Genomic DNA, 15,590 nt, shown 5'->3' on the forward strand with positions numbered 1-15,590 from the left:
AATCAGCTTGCTGGAAGTAAATTTTGTTGGAACTCATTAAGCATGTCGTTGACAAAATCAAGACGCTGACGACGGTCTACTAATGGTACCCCAAACTTAAACTTGGTTGGTCCTTCCATCGCAAATTTTTGTGGCTGAGATTGCAATAGTTTAACCAAAAACGCCGGATTAATGTCAGCGTCAGGATAGAACTCAATGTAGCCACCTTTTTCATGTGCTTCAATTTTCTTCACTTTTATCTGAGCAGCATTAATTTTTAAGCTAGCGATAGATAACAAGTTTTTGGTTGCATCAGGCAATAAACCGAAGCGGTCGATGAGTTCGACTTTGAGCTCTTCTAGCTGTTCATGGCTCGTGACACTAGCGATTTGCTTATACATCGATAATCGAGTGTTGATGTCAGGAATATAATCTTCAGGTAGCAAGGCTGGAAGCCGCAGCTCCACTTCCGTTTGCTCGCGCAGTAAATCGTCTAAAGACGGCTCTTTACCTTCTTTCAATGCTTCTACCGCTTGTTCCAGCATTTCCATGTAAAGCGTAAAACCAACCGATTGAATTTGGCCGCTTTGTTCATCGCCGAGCAGCTCACCGGCGCCTCGAATTTCTAGGTCATGCGTTGCGAGGGTAAAGCCAGCACCGAGGTCTTCGAGTGACGCAATGGCGTCAAGGCGTTTAATCGCGTCCTTAGTTAACGCTTTTGGATGCGGCGTTAACAGATAAGCATAAGCCTGATGGTGCGACCGACCGACGCGCCCCCGTAATTGGTGTAACTGAGCCAGCCCCAGTCTGTCGGCGCGATCCATGATGATGGTGTTCGCCGTTGGCACATCAATCCCGGTTTCAATAATTGTGGTACACACTAGCAAGTTGAAGCGTTGATGGTAAAAATCGTTCATGATTTTCTCAAGTTCACGTTCACGCATTTGCCCATGAGCGACTGTCATCCTTGCTTCTGGGATCAGTGCGGCCAAGTCTTGAGCCACTTTATCGATAGTTTCCACTTGGTTATGAAGGAAATAAACTTGTCCACCACGCATAATTTCGCGCAATACCGCTTCACGAATAACACTCTCTTCACGCTGACGTACAAAGGTTTTTATGGCTAAACGACGTGCTGGTGGCGTGGAAATGATCGATAAATCACGCATTCCACTCATCGCCATATTAAGCGTGCGAGGTATTGGTGTGGCGGTTAAGGTCAAAATGTCGACATCCGCGCGCATGGCTTTCATTTTTTCTTTTTGTCGAACACCAAAGCGATGTTCTTCATCGACAATCAAAAGGCCCAAATCTTTGAACTGAATATCGCTTGATAGCAGTTTATGCGTACCAACGACAAGATCGACTTTACCTTCGGCAATGTCTTCCATAATCTGCTTTTGTTCTTTGGCCGACTTGAAGCGCGACAGTACCTCCACGCGGATCGGTAAGTTAGCAAATCGGTCCCGAAAGTTTTCGAAGTGCTGCTGAGCAAGCAAGGTGGTTGGCACTAACACCGCCACTTGTTTTTCGTTGTCAGTCGCTAAAAACGCGGCGCGCATTGCCACCTCGGTTTTACCAAAGCCCACGTCGCCACATACTAATCGATCCATGGCTTTCGGCTGACACATATCCGATAGCACTGCGTTAATAGCCGTGTTTTGATCATCCGTTTCCTCAAATGGAAAACCCGATTTAAAGGTCGCGTACTGGCCGCGGTCGAGCGCAAATTGATAGCCAGGTTTCAATTCACGTTTCGCGTAGACATCCAAAAGCTCTGCCGCAACATCGCGCACTTTTTCAGCCGCGCGTCGACGAGCTTTGGTCCATGCTTCGCCACCAAGCTTATGTAACGGCGCGCCATCTTCAGCGCCGCCAGAGTAACGACTGATCAAGTTTAGCGACGCTACCGGCACATATAGCTTGGCTTCGTCTTGATATTCCAGTGTCACATACTCGGTCGTCATGCCTCCAGCTTCCAGCGTTTGAAGGCCAATATAACGTCCAATACCGTGGTCGATATGAACGACCGGTTGCCCAGGCTTGAGTTCCGCAAGATTGCGTATTACCGCGTCACTGTTGGTTGCTCTACGATCTTTTTTACGACGTTGAATGACTCGGTCGCCAAGCAGATCACTTTCACAGACCAAAGCAACATTATGTTCGGTATCAATAAACCCGTGTTCACTAGAGCCAATGATCAGCGTGCGTGTCGCTTTGCTTTCTAGCGCTTCATAAAAATGCTGATGAGCGGTGGGTTTTAATTTAAGGGGCTGCAGCAATTCTAGCAGAGCTTCACGTCTACCTTCGGACTCGACGGAAAAGATGATTTTCCCTGAGAAGGTTTCAGTAAAATGCCTTAACGCCGCTAAAGGCTCTTGCTTTTGTGGCTGCGCGGCGAGTTCTGGTAGTGGGGCGATATTCGGGTTTGTGCGTCCTTGCTTTTCAGCCACTTTATCTACCGATAAAAAGCCTTGTGGAAGCTGTTTGCAGTAGGTGAACAACTCTTCTTTACTTAGCCACAGCTCTTGAGGAGGCAATAACGGACGCAAAGGGTCGACTTTCCTTTGGTCATAACGATAGTGAACGTCATTGAGAAAAGTATCGATAGCGCTCTCGATATCGCCGACACTGAGTAACTGGCTATCATCAGCGATGTAATCAAACAGCGTTTCGGTATGTTCAAAGAACAGAGGCTGCCAATATTCGATACCAGCAGGCCAGGTCCCTTTTGATACTTGCATATAGACCGATTCTGGTTCGCGGCGCGCATCAAAGCGTTGACGCCAGCGAATTCGAAAATCTTCAATGGCCGCTTCGGTTGATGGAAACTCATGGGCAGGAAGCAGACGAATTTCAGTGATGTCTTCGATTGAGCGTTGAGTATCTGGGTCAAAGGTACGAATCGTATCGATTTCATCATCAAAGAAATCGATACGATACGGTGCCTGACTGCCCATTGGATAAAGGTCCAAAATTGAACCGCGACTGGCGTATTCTCCAGGACTGAAGACTTGGTCAACGTGGCGATAACCCGAAACTTCCAGCTGCATTCTGAGCTTTTCCAGCGAGAACAGATCCCCTGATTTGACCATCAAGGTGTGCTGCATGAGAAAATCTCTAGGAGACTGTCTTTGTAGCAACGTATTCACTGGAACAATAGTAATACCATTGGTCTGGGTTGGCAGCTGATAAAGCTTAGCAATACGCTCGGAAATAATTTCTTGATGAGGGGAGAAGTTATCATAAGGCAGCGTTTCCCAGTCCGGGAACACGCTGACCGGTTGGTGACTAAACTGTTCAATTTCTTGTTGCAGTTTAATGGCCGTTTGCGGATCTGGGACCGCTAACAATGTATGGCTACTATGCTGATTCGCAAGTTCTGCAATAGCAAGGGCAAGACTCGCCCCTTGTAGGTTTCCAACGTATTTTTTGTCACCGGGCTTTGTTGGGTTGACCAGGTGAAGAAGAGAAGCGCTTGTCATGAGTAACTATTGATTATTTTCTCGGTCAAGTGAGCGTTGACGTAATAGCTTTTGCTGCTGGTTTAACGCCGCTTTGATCAGTAAATCCTGATCGGCATCACGAAGTAGCTGATATTTCACTGTAATGTCGAAGCCTTGTTCTTGGGCTTGGCATTCTACCACGCTGGCGTAGCAATATATTGCAGCAGCCGGATGTTCTAAAAACAGTTTTATACGAACGTACTGTCCATCATTAAGTGATGCAGGGGATAGAAATGTGCATTGGCTGGCGCCAAAAGCACTGGTGATCGTACGATAGGTTGGGTCATCCTGCTGTGAAAGCAAAAACGTCAGTAATAAGTTGAGTTTTGAATTTTGAGTGTCAAGCAAGTTAATCACATGCTTAAAATCAGAATTATTGAGTTCTTTACGCGCGCTGTCGTTCAGCATATCAAGGTGACTAAACTCGCTGGCAACGATAAAAGGCGCAGGAATCTCGGATTCAAATATTGGGTAAGAAGGCAGCGATGATCCTTCAGGCAGAGGTTCTGCATTGATGGTAAGTTGATGGTGAACGGTAAAATATTCTTGTTCTGTCATGGCTGAGTTCCTTCTTAATCTTGTCTGATTATCGTCATACCAGCCAACTAATCAAGGTATGTCATTGTTAAACACACATTTTAACGTCTAATTAGCAATTTAGGGCTACAACCAAAGCAGATTAATCGTTACAGTAACGCATCAGTTTTCTATGGTTGGTGTTATGTTTCATCCCATTTCTGTTTTTGTCGGCTTACGTTATTTGCGTGGACGGTCTGGGGATAGGTTTAGTCGCTTCGTCTCTTATATGTCAACCGCAGGTATTACGATCGGTGTGATGGCGTTAGTGACGGTTCTTTCGGTTATGAACGGTTTTGAATCGCAGTTAAAAGGACGAATCTTAGGCGTCCTGCCTCAAGCGGTGATTTCCCAAACGCAGGGCAAAACCGAGCGCAGCGACCAAGCCCCAGAATTTATTCAACAGCTTTCTACGGCGGCAAAGCCGCAACCCATCGTTGAGAGTGAAGCCGTGATTCAAAGCCACTCTCAGCTCAGCGCCGGGTTGTTAGTTGGAATTGATCCCAAGCCCAATGATCCGATTGCCGAGCACCTTATTGCGGGAAAGTTATCGTCGCTTGAATCGAGTGAATACAATGTGTTCATTGGCTATGCGCTCTCTCGCTCTTTAGGGGTGTCGATTGGGGATAAAGTCCGCTTAATGGTCACCAGCGCCAGCCAATTTACACCATTAGGGCGTATTCCAAGCCAGCGTATTTTTACCGTCTCTGGGATTTATAACACGGGTTCGGATATCGACAGCCAGTTGATCATCACCCACATTCAAGATGCAGGTAGGTTGCTGCGCTTCAGTCGCGATACGATGACTGGGTGGCGACTGTTTTTTGATGATCCGTTCGTGGTTGGTGACATCGCCAATCGTCCTCTCCCAGATGGGTGGCAGTGGCGTGACTGGCGCGATCAACGTGGTGAATTATTCCAAGCAGTACGTATGGAAAAAAATATGATGGGTCTGATGCTGGGGCTGATAGTCGGCGTCGCAGCATTTAATATTATATCAGCGCTGATTATGGTGGTGATGGAAAAGCAATCTGAAGTGGCTATTCTCAAAACTCAAGGTATGAAAGATCGACAAGTGCTGGCGATTTTTATGGTACAAGGCGCAAGTAGTGGGGTTATTGGTGCGCTGGTTGGCGGTGCGCTAGGCGTTGCGCTTGCACTGAATTTAAACGCTATTTTATCAAGCATGGGGGTTGCTCTGTTTGCGGGTGGAGGTTCTCTCCCTGTTCACGTTGAACCTATGCAGATCCTTGTGGTTGTCGTGTTGGCAATCAGCTTAAGTTTACTTGCAACACTCTTTCCATCCTATCGAGCGTCTTCTGTTCATCCTGCCGAGGCTTTACGTTATGAATAACCTTCTTCAATGCCAAAATGTTTGTAAAACTTATCGTGAAGGTGGGTTAGATACACAAGTGCTCAAAGGCGTCAGTTTCGACTTAAATAGCGGAGAGTTAGCGTCGATCATCGGCACGTCCGGGTCAGGTAAAAGCACCCTGCTGCATATTCTAGGAGCGCTTGATGAAGCTTCTGAGGGGCAAGTGTTATTTCTTGGTAATGAACTTTCAAAGTTATCTTCGAATAAGCAAGCGCAATTACGTAACCGCCATTTAGGCTTTGTGTATCAGTTCCATCATCTGCTTTCCGATTTCAGTGCGATTGAAAATGTTGCAATGCCGTTACTGATTGGTGGCGAAAAGGCGAATGTGGCCAAAGGTAAATCCAAAGCTTTACTCGATAAAGTCGGACTAACGCACCGTATGGAACATCGTCCAGCCGAGCTTTCGGGAGGAGAGCGACAGCGTGTTGCGATCGCCAGAGCGCTAGTCAATAGCCCTGATTTGGTATTGGCTGATGAGCCAACGGGTAACTTAGATCACAAAACGGCACTGGCGATTTATGACTTGATGCGCGAGCTAAACCGAGAGTCGGGAACCGCTTTTTTGGTGGTAACCCATGATGGTGAGCTTGCCGGCAAGATGGACCGTCAACTGCACATGCAAGATGGGCTGCTGATTAACGTGGAGGCGGGTTAATTGTTTTCGTCATTATCTCTGTTTATCGGTAAACGCTTTAGCCGCGCTAAACGGCGCAATAAAATGGTGTCGTTTATCTCTTTATCTTCAACGATCGGTATTGCGGTGGGGGTTGCGGTGATCATTATTGGTCTCTCTGCAATGAATGGATTTGAGCGTGAGCTAAAAAATCGAGTGTTGTCGGTCGTGCCGCATGGAGAGTTTGAAGGGGTTCGAGCTCCGATAGAGTCTTGGCAACGTTTGGCTAAACAAGCGGAAAGCCATCCTCGCGTACTCGCGGCAGCGCCTTATGTGCGGTTTACCGCATTGGCGGAAAAGGGCAGCAATTTGAAAGCCATTGAGGTTCGTGGAATTGATAAGGCACTAGAGCCAAATGTCTCTCATTTAATCGACTTTATTGATAAAGATGCCTGGCAAGCGTTTCAGCCTGGTGAGCAACAAGTGATTTTGGGCCGCGGTGTTGCTCGGCAGTTAGCTGTGCATAAAAATGACTACATTACGCTCATGATTCCCGAAGAGGGGAGTTCCTCACGAGTTCAGGCACCGCGCCGAGTCCGTGTTAAGGTGGCGGGCTTTTTGACGTTGAATGGTCAAATTGACCACAACCTTATTTTGTTACCGCTTGCGGATGCTCAAAGTTACAGTCGTCTTGGTGACGCTGTCACGGGTGTGTCAATTAAAGTCGATCGCGTCCTTGATGCTACTTCGATTGTACGTGAGGTCGGGAATACGCTGAATGAGTATGTCTATCTTAGGAGCTGGCAGCAGAAATTTGGTTTCCTGTATCGCGATATTCAGCTAGTTAGAACCATTATTTATTTGGTGATGGTATTGGTTATCGGTGTAGCGAGTTTTAATATTGTCTCAACATTAATGATGGCGGTGAAAGACCGCGCCTCGGAAATAGCAATTCTTCGTACGATGGGCGCTAAAGATGGACTCATTAAACGGATATTTGTCTGGCAAGGCGTGTTTTCTGGCGTACTTGGTAGCTGCTTTGGCAGCATTGCCGGGGTGCTGATTGCGCTTAATTTGACGTCACTGATTAAAGGCTTGGAAAACCTGATTGGTCATCATTTTCTATCTGGTGATATCTATTTTGTTGATTTTCTCCCCTCTCAAGTAGTGACAAGCGATGTCATTATGGTCTCGGGGACAGCGATTATCCTAAGTCTCCTAGCAACGTGGTATCCAGCCTCTAGGGCGAGTAAGCTCAATCCAGCGACCGTACTGAGTGCGAAATAAAGCTCGGTTGTTGTTTGAGCACAACGGCAATAAAAAAGCCCCACTCGGGGCTTTTTTATTGCGTGAATTTTATCAGTTACATTTCACTGTGGTTTGACTCGTAACTTAAGGTTTTATACTGGGAGGGATATTCAAACCAAGCTATTTTAATTTTCTTTGTTGCCAACTGCGAACCACGGAATAACGCCATAACCCCTTAATGCCAAAATAACCGATCATTGCTGAGGCGATACCACAGATTAAGCACCCAAGTAAAAAGGGCGGGCCTATCGTGCTCATCTGATTACAAATGAAATCCCAAGACAGTTCAAAGTGAAAGCGTTGTGGTGGAACATGAAGGATCTTGGCGCCGACTTTGTAAGCAAAATAAAACAGGACGGGCATCGTTATTGGATTACTGACCCAAACCAACGCCACCGATAAGGGAAGGTTGACGCCACATAGAATGGCTAAGCCAGCAGATAAAATCATCTGGCTCGGAAGAGGAACAAACGCCATGAACAGCCCAACGGCAAATGCCCCAGCCGCCGAGCGACGGTTTAAGCACCATAAGTTGGGATTGTATAAAACGTTGCCAAATACTTTTAGCGCTTTTTGGCGCTTAATGGTTTCAGGATTTGGCATAAAACGTTTAATGAACTTTCTTGGCATAGCGTTCTATGACTCTCTTGTTTAATTATTGGACGCTGATATCTTGCTCAGTTGTCATCATCTCCGCTCCTTATTGGCGCTGGATGCCAAATGAAGAGTGGATTATGGTTGGCGCCGCTTGGTTGTTCGTTAGCCAAAAGGTATCTCAATTGCGATGGACACGCGGTTGTTGCATCGCGTTAGTGATTATCTTAACTCATGGTGCCATCGCAAAATTACAGATGAAATCGCTTTTTCTATCAGGCTCGAATATTACCATAACTGGTGAGGTTGACAGCCTTTTTACGCAAATAAGTCACGGCTTTGAAGGAACATTGGTGTTAAGATCAATCAATGGTCAAAATGTCACCAGGTTTTTAAGGCCCAAAATTCAGTTGATATCGCCGGTTGCGCTTTCTTATGGTGATGTCATTCATACCAAAGTTACTTTAAAGCGGATTATTGGCCGTTTAAACCAAGCTGGGTATGATAAAGAAGCGCACTTTTTTGCCGAAGGTCTCATGGCGCGAGCATCTTTGGCTAAAGACGCCCGTTTCCGCATTGAGCATTTTTCATCACTTAAACGCTATTTGATAACAACGGTCGCCGATCACACCAAATCGCTGCCCAGCCAACCCCTCATCTTAGCGCTCTCTTTTGGTCTTAAAAGCGATATTTCACACCAAACATGGCAACAACTAAAAGCAAGTGGTTTAAGTCACTTACTCGCCATTTCTGGTTTGCATATTGGGATTGCTTTTGGGGTTGGATGGGCGCTTGGTAGCCTGCTTTTACGATGTTCGCCACGTTGTCACTTGTTACCCATGCTTTTTGCTATAAGTCTAGCGTATTTCTATGCTTGGCTTGCAGGATTAACCTTGCCAACACAGCGCGCATTGATCATGTGTTTGCTGTTGAGTGTCCTGATGTTTTTTCGTTGGCGACTTGCCATTGGTTTCAAATGGTTAGTCACGCTAGTGGTTGTACTGGCGTTGAATCCGTTTTCAACGCTGAGCGCCGGTTTTTGGCTGTCTTTTTCTGCTGTTGCGGCGATCTTTCTATTTTTGAATCAAGATAAGTGCGCCGTCACCCGCAACAGGGCCCATCATCGATTTGGGGCTTTGGTTAAATTACAACTCTGGCTGACGCTATTTATGCTGCCGTTAAGTGTCATGTGGTTTCAGGGGATAAGCTTATTAAGCCCTGTTTATAACTTGATATTTGTGGGATTGTTTAGCCTTATCATCGTACCTGGCATTCTCCTGTCGGTGCTGCTTAGTGCGGTTACAGGAAGCAACCACGTCATATGGCAAATACTAGATGCGTTGCTCAATGTGGTTGTTACCGCGATTGGCTATGCCGATATCGGATGGGTTCGTGTTTCTCCTCATGTCTTCGGAATTGTCGCGGTGTTATTAGTTCTGGTATTGGTGTGGCGACTTTTATCGGTGAAGTTTCGTCTATGGGGCATTGCGGCTGCATTTGGCGTGAGTCTCACTCTAACAGGAGAGCGAAATCCGCCGAATTGGCGGGTTGATATCTTGGACGTTGGTCATGGGTTAGCGGTTATCATTGAGCAGCAGGGCAGCGCTTATGTTTACGATACTGGCAATGCTTGGCTCACGGGCAGCTTTGCACAAGATGTGATAATGCCAATACTACGCCAAAGAGGTATCAGCCAGTTAGAGGGCTTTATTGTGAGTCATCTTGATGCTGACCACGCTGCCGGGAAATCAGACGTTGAGCGATTCTTCGCGCCTAAACTAAAACTCGCTAGTCAAAAGTTGCCGGGCTATCAAGAGTGCGTACAGGGTCGAACATGGCGATGGAAAACGCTCACCTTTGAAATATTATGGCCTCAACGCTTGGTCGACAGGGCGTACAATGCTCACTCATGCGTAATTCGGATATCGGATGGCACGCATAGTGTATTGATCCCAGGTGACGTGAGTGCGATTGCCGAGTGGCTTATCGCGCGTCAATCAAATTTAAAAAGTGATGTTGTCATTGTGCCGCATCATGGTAGTCGGACGTCTTCAACCATTGGTTTTGTTCGTGGTGTGTCCGCTGAGTTGGCTGTTGCGTCACTAGAAAAAGACGGGCGCTGGTCTTTACCTGCTCAAGAAGTCGTCAAGCGTTACCATCAACAAGGAACAAAATGGCTTGATACAGGGGAAAGCGGGCAGATAAGTTTAGATTTCTATTCAAATTATTGGAAAGCCAATCAGTTAAGAGCGATACAAGGGCAAGTGTGGTATAGGCAGATGCTGCGGAACGGAGTAGAATAGTCGCAAATTTTTAAACAATATATCTTCTATGTCATTAAACAAAGACGAAACCACAGGTAAAACTTTTGGTCGTTTATGGACGTACATTCGTTTATTTAAATCTGGTTTGATTGTTGCTGTCATCGCATTGATCATTAATGCCGCTGCCGATACCTATATGGTCTCGTTGCTAAAACCTTTGCTCGATGAAGGTTTTGGTTCTACTGAATCTGATTTTCTTAAAGTCCTCCCGATTATCATTTTTGTCATGATGCTGGTACGTGGCTTGAGCGGTTTCGTTTCTACCTATTGTTTAAGCTGGGTATCCGGTAACGTTGTGATGTTGATGCGGCGTAAGCTTTTTAACCAGTTCATGCATATGCCAGTCTCCTATTTTGATAAAGAATCGACAGGTGGGCTACTTTCTCGTATTACGTATGATTCCGAGCAGGTGGCAGGGGCCACGAGTAAAGCGTTGGTCAGCATCGTTCGTGAGGGGGCAAGCATCATTGGCTTACTGGTATTGATGTTCTGGAACAGCTGGCAGTTATCACTGGTGCTATTTATTGTTGCGCCTATCGTCGCCGTTGCGATTCGAGTAGTGTCAAAACGTTTTCGTAAAATTTCTCGCAACATGCAACAAAGTATGGGGCACGTAACCTCTTCAGCAGAACAGATGCTCAAAGGTCACAAAGTCGTATTGAGTTATGGTGGGCATAATGTTGAACGGGAGCGTTTCGACCGTGTGAGTAACCAAATGCGTCAACACTCGATGAAGTTGGTTGCGGCTCAGGCAATTGCTAACCCGGTGATTCAAGTTATTGCGTCTCTTGCATTGGTTGCAGTTCTGTTCTTGGCTAGCTTTGATTCGATTCGTAGTGAGTTGACACCGGGAACCTTCACGGTAATTTTCTCCGCAATGTTTGGTTTGATGCGCCCATTGAAAGCGCTCACCAATGTAACGTCAGATTTTCAACGAGGTATGGCTGCAAGCCAGACGTTATTTGGATTGATGGATTTAGAGGTAGAAAAAGACAGCGGCGAACGCGTGGTAGAGAAAGTCAAAGGCGATGTTGAAGTTAAAGATGTCACCTTTACCTATCAAGGAAACGAAAAGCCGGCGCTATCTCACGTGAGTTTTAAGATCCCTGCAGGAAAAACTGTGGCGTTAGTGGGCCGTTCCGGCTCAGGTAAAAGTACCATTGCGAACTTGTTTACGCGTTTTTACGATGTAGACTCTGGGGAAATTTTTCTTGATGGTCATGATGTTCGGGAATATAAGCTCAATAACTTGCGCTCGCACTTTGCGTTGGTTTCGCAAAATGTACATTTGTTTAATGATACGATTGCTAATAACATCGCCTATGCCGCGACTGAGAAATACACGCGTGAACAGATAGAAAAAGCAGCAGAACTTGCGTACGCGATGGATTTCATCAACAAAATGGAGCAGGGTATAGACACGGTTATCGGTGAAAACGGTGCGAGTTTATCAGGTGGTCAACGGCAACGTATCGCGATTGCTCGCGCCTTATTACGAGATGCTCCAGTTCTGATTCTTGATGAAGCTACCTCAGCACTTGATACAGAGTCTGAGAAGGCGATTCAATCCGCGCTTGATGAACTGCAGAAAAATAAAACGGTGTTAGTGATTGCACACCGATTATCAACGATAGAACAAGCTGATGAAATTCTTGTTGTAGACGATGGTGAAATCGTCGAGCGCGGTAATCATCAGCAGTTACTCGCTGAAGATGGCGCTTATGCTCAGTTACATCGAATTCAGTTTGGTGGCTGATCGTGGTTGAAAAGATTTGGTTTGAAAATCATCCGTTAAAATACCTTCTTTGGCCACTATTGTGGCCATTGAGCCGTTTGTTTACCCGTATTGCTCTGTCCCGTAGAAATGACTACAACAGCGGCAAAAAGGTAGCTTATAAAGCGCCTGTGCCTGTTATCGTCGTCGGTAACATCACTGCTGGTGGTAACGGGAAAACCCCCGTCGTTATTTGGTTAGTGGAAAAACTTCAGGCTAAGGGGCTAAAACCTGGGGTGGTTTCAAGAGGTTATGGCGCTAAGGCTCCGGCTTACCCTTTACTGGTTGAGGCACATACGCCGACGTCATACTGTGGTGATGAACCCAAGCTCATTTTTAAACGAACGGGAGCCCCCGTTGCTGTTGATCCTGTGCGGTCCAATGCGGTGAAATCTTTGCTTGAGCAGAAGGTCGATGTCATTATTACAGACGATGGCCTTCAGCACTACGCACTAAAGCGAGATATTGAGTTGGTGGTTGTTGATGGCAAGCGCCGGTTTGGTAATCAGCAAGCGATTCCTCTGGGTCCGCTGCGTGAGCCTTTGTCACGGCTTGAAGAAGTGGACTTTGTGATCACCAATGGTGGGATCGCAAAGGAAAATGAAGTCAGTATGTCGCTGTCGCCAAGCCTTGCGGTTAACTTAAGTAATGGGCAGCGAATGCCAGTGAGTCAACTTAAAGAGTTGGTGGCGATTGCGGGTATTGGACACCCTCCGAGGTTTTTTCATACGCTAGAAAAACTCGGTTCGACGCCTGTTCTGACTAAAGGTTTTGCCGACCACCAAGCATTTGATAAGGAAGAGTTAGAGCAACTCGCTCACCATGGTCAACATTTAATGATGACTGAAAAAGACGCCGTAAAATGCGCTGAATTTGCGCAAGACAATTGGTGGTATTTACCCGTTTCAGCCAATTTTAACCCAATGGATGAATTGCGCATTTTGAATAGAATTGAAGAGGTTATAGGAAGTTATGGATCACCGTCTGCTTGAGATTGTTGCTTGTCCCGTATGTAAAGGTAAACTCACTTTTGACAAAGTTAATCAGGAGCTTATTTGTAAACTTGACCGCCTTGCATATCCAATAAAAGAAGGTATCCCCGTGTTGCTTGAATTTGAAGCTCGCACTATGTCAATCGAAGAGGGGCGCTAATGTCATTCACGGTTGTGATTCCAGCACGCTATCAGTCTTCCCGTCTACCAGGTAAACCGCTCGCTGATATTTGTGGTAAGCCGATGATTCAGTGGGTGTATGAGCAGGCTATCCAAGCGGGCGCGGAAAAAGTCGTTGTCGCCACAGACGATGACCGAGTGAACGCTGCAGTGCAAGCGTTTGGCGGTGAGGTCTGTATGACATTATCTAGCCATCAATCGGGCACGGAGCGCTTGGCCGAAGTCGTAAAGAAAATGGCGATTCCTGACGATCATATTATCGTCAATGTTCAAGGTGACGAGCCGCTTATTCCTCCTTCAAATATCAAGCAAGTGGCAGATAATTTGGCTGGCAGTCAAGCGCCAATGGCGACCTTGGCCGTTGAAATTGAACATGCTGACGAAGTGTTTAATCCTAACGCGGTCAAAGTTGTCACTGACCGCGATGGTTATGCATTGTATTTTAGTCGAGCAACGATTCCTTGGGATCGTGATGGTTTCTCATCTCAAGAGCCCGAGATAAAAACGCCATTGCTACGCCATGTAGGCATTTATGCATATCGTGCTGGGTTTATTAATCAATATGTTAACTGGCCTGCATCAACGTTGGAGACGATTGAATCTCTTGAGCAGCTGCGCGTACTTTGGTACGGAGAACGGATTCACGTTGATGTGGCAAAAGAAGCGCCTCCTGCGGGTGTTGATACACCAGAAGATTTGGCTGCGGTCATTGAAATAGTAAAAAGCAGAGGTTAGCGGGCCTGTGTTAACAATTGATAAGAAAAGAGCGCCAGACGGCGCTCTTTTTCGTTAAGGTCTTGTCACTAAGGGGAAGTGTGATGGGGTTGCGTCTCATGTTTAGAGGGACATACACCGATCACTTCACGTCGACCCGTTTCCTTCACTTCTTCCAGTTTTACATCAAATCCCCAGAGCCTATGTAGATGCTTGAGCACTTCATGAAAGCTGTCATCAAGGGGGATTCTATCGTGAGGAACATATTGCAGCGTTAGTGAGCGGTCGCCACGTACGTCCACGTTGTAGACTTGAATATTGGGTTCCAAATTACTTAAGTTATATTGGGAAGCGAGTTTCTCGCGAATAGTGCGATAGCCCATTTCGTCATGGATGGCACTGACTTCGATAAAGTTTTTATGATCATCATCGACAATAGAAAAAAGCTTAAAGTCACGCATTACCTTTGGTGATAGGTATTGGCTGATAAAACTTTCATCTTTAAAGTTATGCATCGCGAAATGTAGCGTATCGAGCCAATTGGATCCGGCTATTTCTGGAAACCACTCGCGGTCTTCATCAGTGGGCTCTTCGCACATACGGCGAATGTCTCTGAACATGGCAAACCCTAGGGCATAAGGATTGATGCCACTAAAATAGGGGCTGTTATATGGTGGTTGAGCCACGACACTGGTATGGCTGTGTAGGAACTCGAGAATAAACTTATCGGAAACGATACCTTCGTCATACAAATGGTTGAGAATTGTATAGTGCCAGAACGTCGCCCAACCCTCGTTCATTACTTGAGTTTGCTTTTGTGGATAAAAATATTGGCTGATTTTTCTGACGATTCGAACCACTTCGCGCTGCCAAGATTCGAGTAGTGGCGCATTCTTTTCAATGAAATAAAGAATGTTCTCCTGAGGTTCTGAAGGGAAGTGAATTTGCTGCTCTTCCGCTTTTGTTTTCGATTTTGGTACCGTGCGCCAAAGCTCGTTAACTTGGGATTGAAGGTATGCTTCTCGTTGTTCTTGACGAGCTTTTTCCTCCGCGATGGAAATTTTTTCGGGACGTTTATATCGATCCACACCAAAATTCATCAGTGCGTGGCAGGAGTCAAGTAACTCTTCTACCTCATTAACACCGTATTTTTGTTCACATTCGGCTAAATAGTTTTTGGCAAACAGCAAGTAGTCGATGATCGAACCTGCGTCTGTCCAGGCTTGGAATAAGTAGTTACCTTTGAAAAATGAATTGTGCCCATAACAAGCATGAGCCATTACCAGTGCTTGCATCGTAACGGTATTTTCTTCCATAAGATAAGCAATACACGGGTCTGAGTTAATGACGATCTCATAGGCAAGCCCCATTTGCCCGTGTTTGTAGCCCTGTTCGGTTTGGATAAACTTCTTACCGAATGACCAATGGTTGTAATTGATCGGCATACCGATACTTGAGTATGCATCCATCATTTGTTCAGAGGTGATGACTTCGATTTGATTTGGATAGGTATCCAGTCGATATTCGCTCGCAACCCGCTTAATTTCGGTGTGGTAGCGTTCTAAAAGATCAAATGTCCAATCCGGCCCATCAGGAAGTAACTTGCTGTTCGCCTTGGTCCGCTGGCGAGTTTTTGCTGTCATAATCCTATC

Annotated in this window: 12 protein-coding genes; 8 read left to right on the forward strand and 4 right to left on the reverse strand. The window is 46.1% G+C overall.

The window, feature by feature from the left end; genetic code table 11:
- Positions 1 to 2: 2 nt before the first annotated feature.
- Positions 3 to 3,464, reverse strand: coding sequence for a transcription-repair coupling factor (gene mfd, locus M1D72_RS13020; RefSeq protein WP_456297155.1), 3,462 nt, complete (start codon positions 3,462 to 3,464; stop codon positions 3 to 5).
- A 6-nt stretch (positions 3,465 to 3,470) separates the two neighbouring features.
- Positions 3,471 to 4,043, reverse strand: coding sequence for a PilZ domain-containing protein (locus M1D72_RS13025; RefSeq protein ID WP_456297156.1), 573 nt, complete (start codon positions 4,041 to 4,043; stop codon positions 3,471 to 3,473).
- 163 nt (positions 4,044 to 4,206) lie between these two features.
- On the opposite strand from M1D72_RS13025, the gene lolC reads away from it, so the two are divergent.
- From lolC to lolE, 3 genes are read left to right on the forward strand one after another with little or no spacing between them, the layout of a single operon-like run.
- On the forward strand, positions 4,207 to 5,415 hold the full coding sequence (gene lolC, locus M1D72_RS13030) for a lipoprotein-releasing ABC transporter permease subunit LolC (RefSeq protein WP_390190371.1): 1,209 nt from the start codon (positions 4,207 to 4,209) through the stop codon (positions 5,413 to 5,415).
- Positions 5,408 to 6,094, forward strand: coding sequence for a lipoprotein-releasing ABC transporter ATP-binding protein LolD (gene lolD / locus M1D72_RS13035; RefSeq protein ID WP_456297157.1), 687 nt, complete (start codon positions 5,408 to 5,410; stop codon positions 6,092 to 6,094). Before lolC ends, lolD begins: the two co-directional genes overlap by 8 nt.
- Positions 6,095 to 7,339, forward strand: coding sequence for a lipoprotein-releasing ABC transporter permease subunit LolE (lolE, locus tag M1D72_RS13040; RefSeq protein ID WP_456297158.1), 1,245 nt, complete (start codon positions 6,095 to 6,097; stop codon positions 7,337 to 7,339). It abuts the gene before it with no gap.
- A gap of 141 nt (positions 7,340 to 7,480) precedes the next feature.
- Here lolE and M1D72_RS13045 read toward each other — a convergent pair whose 3' ends face one another.
- Complete coding sequence (locus tag M1D72_RS13045; protein WP_390190367.1) at positions 7,481 to 7,990, reverse strand: DUF2062 domain-containing protein; 510 nt, start codon at positions 7,988 to 7,990, stop codon at positions 7,481 to 7,483.
- Between the two features lie 8 nt (positions 7,991 to 7,998).
- On the opposite strand from M1D72_RS13045, the gene M1D72_RS13050 reads away from it, so the two are divergent.
- Genes M1D72_RS13050 through kdsB form a run of 5 tightly spaced genes read left to right on the forward strand, consistent with a single transcriptional unit; the run spans position 7,999 to position 13,959 of the window.
- Complete coding sequence (locus M1D72_RS13050) at positions 7,999 to 10,257, forward strand: DNA internalization-related competence protein ComEC/Rec2 (RefSeq protein ID WP_456297159.1); 2,259 nt, start codon at positions 7,999 to 8,001, stop codon at positions 10,255 to 10,257.
- 28 nt (positions 10,258 to 10,285) lie between these two features.
- Complete coding sequence (gene msbA, locus M1D72_RS13055) at positions 10,286 to 12,034, forward strand: lipid A ABC transporter ATP-binding protein/permease MsbA (protein ID WP_456297160.1); 1,749 nt, start codon at positions 10,286 to 10,288, stop codon at positions 12,032 to 12,034.
- Between the two features lie 2 nt (positions 12,035 to 12,036).
- Positions 12,037 to 13,044, forward strand: coding sequence for a tetraacyldisaccharide 4'-kinase (gene lpxK, locus M1D72_RS13060; protein WP_456297161.1), 1,008 nt, complete (start codon positions 12,037 to 12,039; stop codon positions 13,042 to 13,044).
- Entirely contained in the window at positions 13,025 to 13,204 is a 180-nt protein-coding gene (locus tag M1D72_RS13065; RefSeq protein ID WP_390190360.1) for a Trm112 family protein, read from the forward strand. Before lpxK ends, M1D72_RS13065 begins: the two co-directional genes overlap by 20 nt.
- Entirely contained in the window at positions 13,204 to 13,959 is a 756-nt protein-coding gene (gene kdsB / locus M1D72_RS13070) for a 3-deoxy-manno-octulosonate cytidylyltransferase (protein WP_456297162.1), read from the forward strand. The genes M1D72_RS13065 and kdsB overlap by 1 nt, the downstream gene beginning before the upstream one ends.
- A 68-nt stretch (positions 13,960 to 14,027) precedes the next feature.
- On the opposite strand, the gene M1D72_RS13075 is transcribed toward kdsB, so the two are convergent.
- The gene (locus M1D72_RS13075) at positions 14,028 to 15,581 is read right to left on the reverse strand and encodes a SpoVR family protein (protein ID WP_390190357.1); all 1,554 of its coding nucleotides are present in this window, start codon (positions 15,579 to 15,581) and stop codon (positions 14,028 to 14,030) included.
- Positions 15,582 to 15,590: the final 9 nt, after the last annotated feature.

Source organism: Vibrio sp. AK197 (assembly GCF_053903115.1).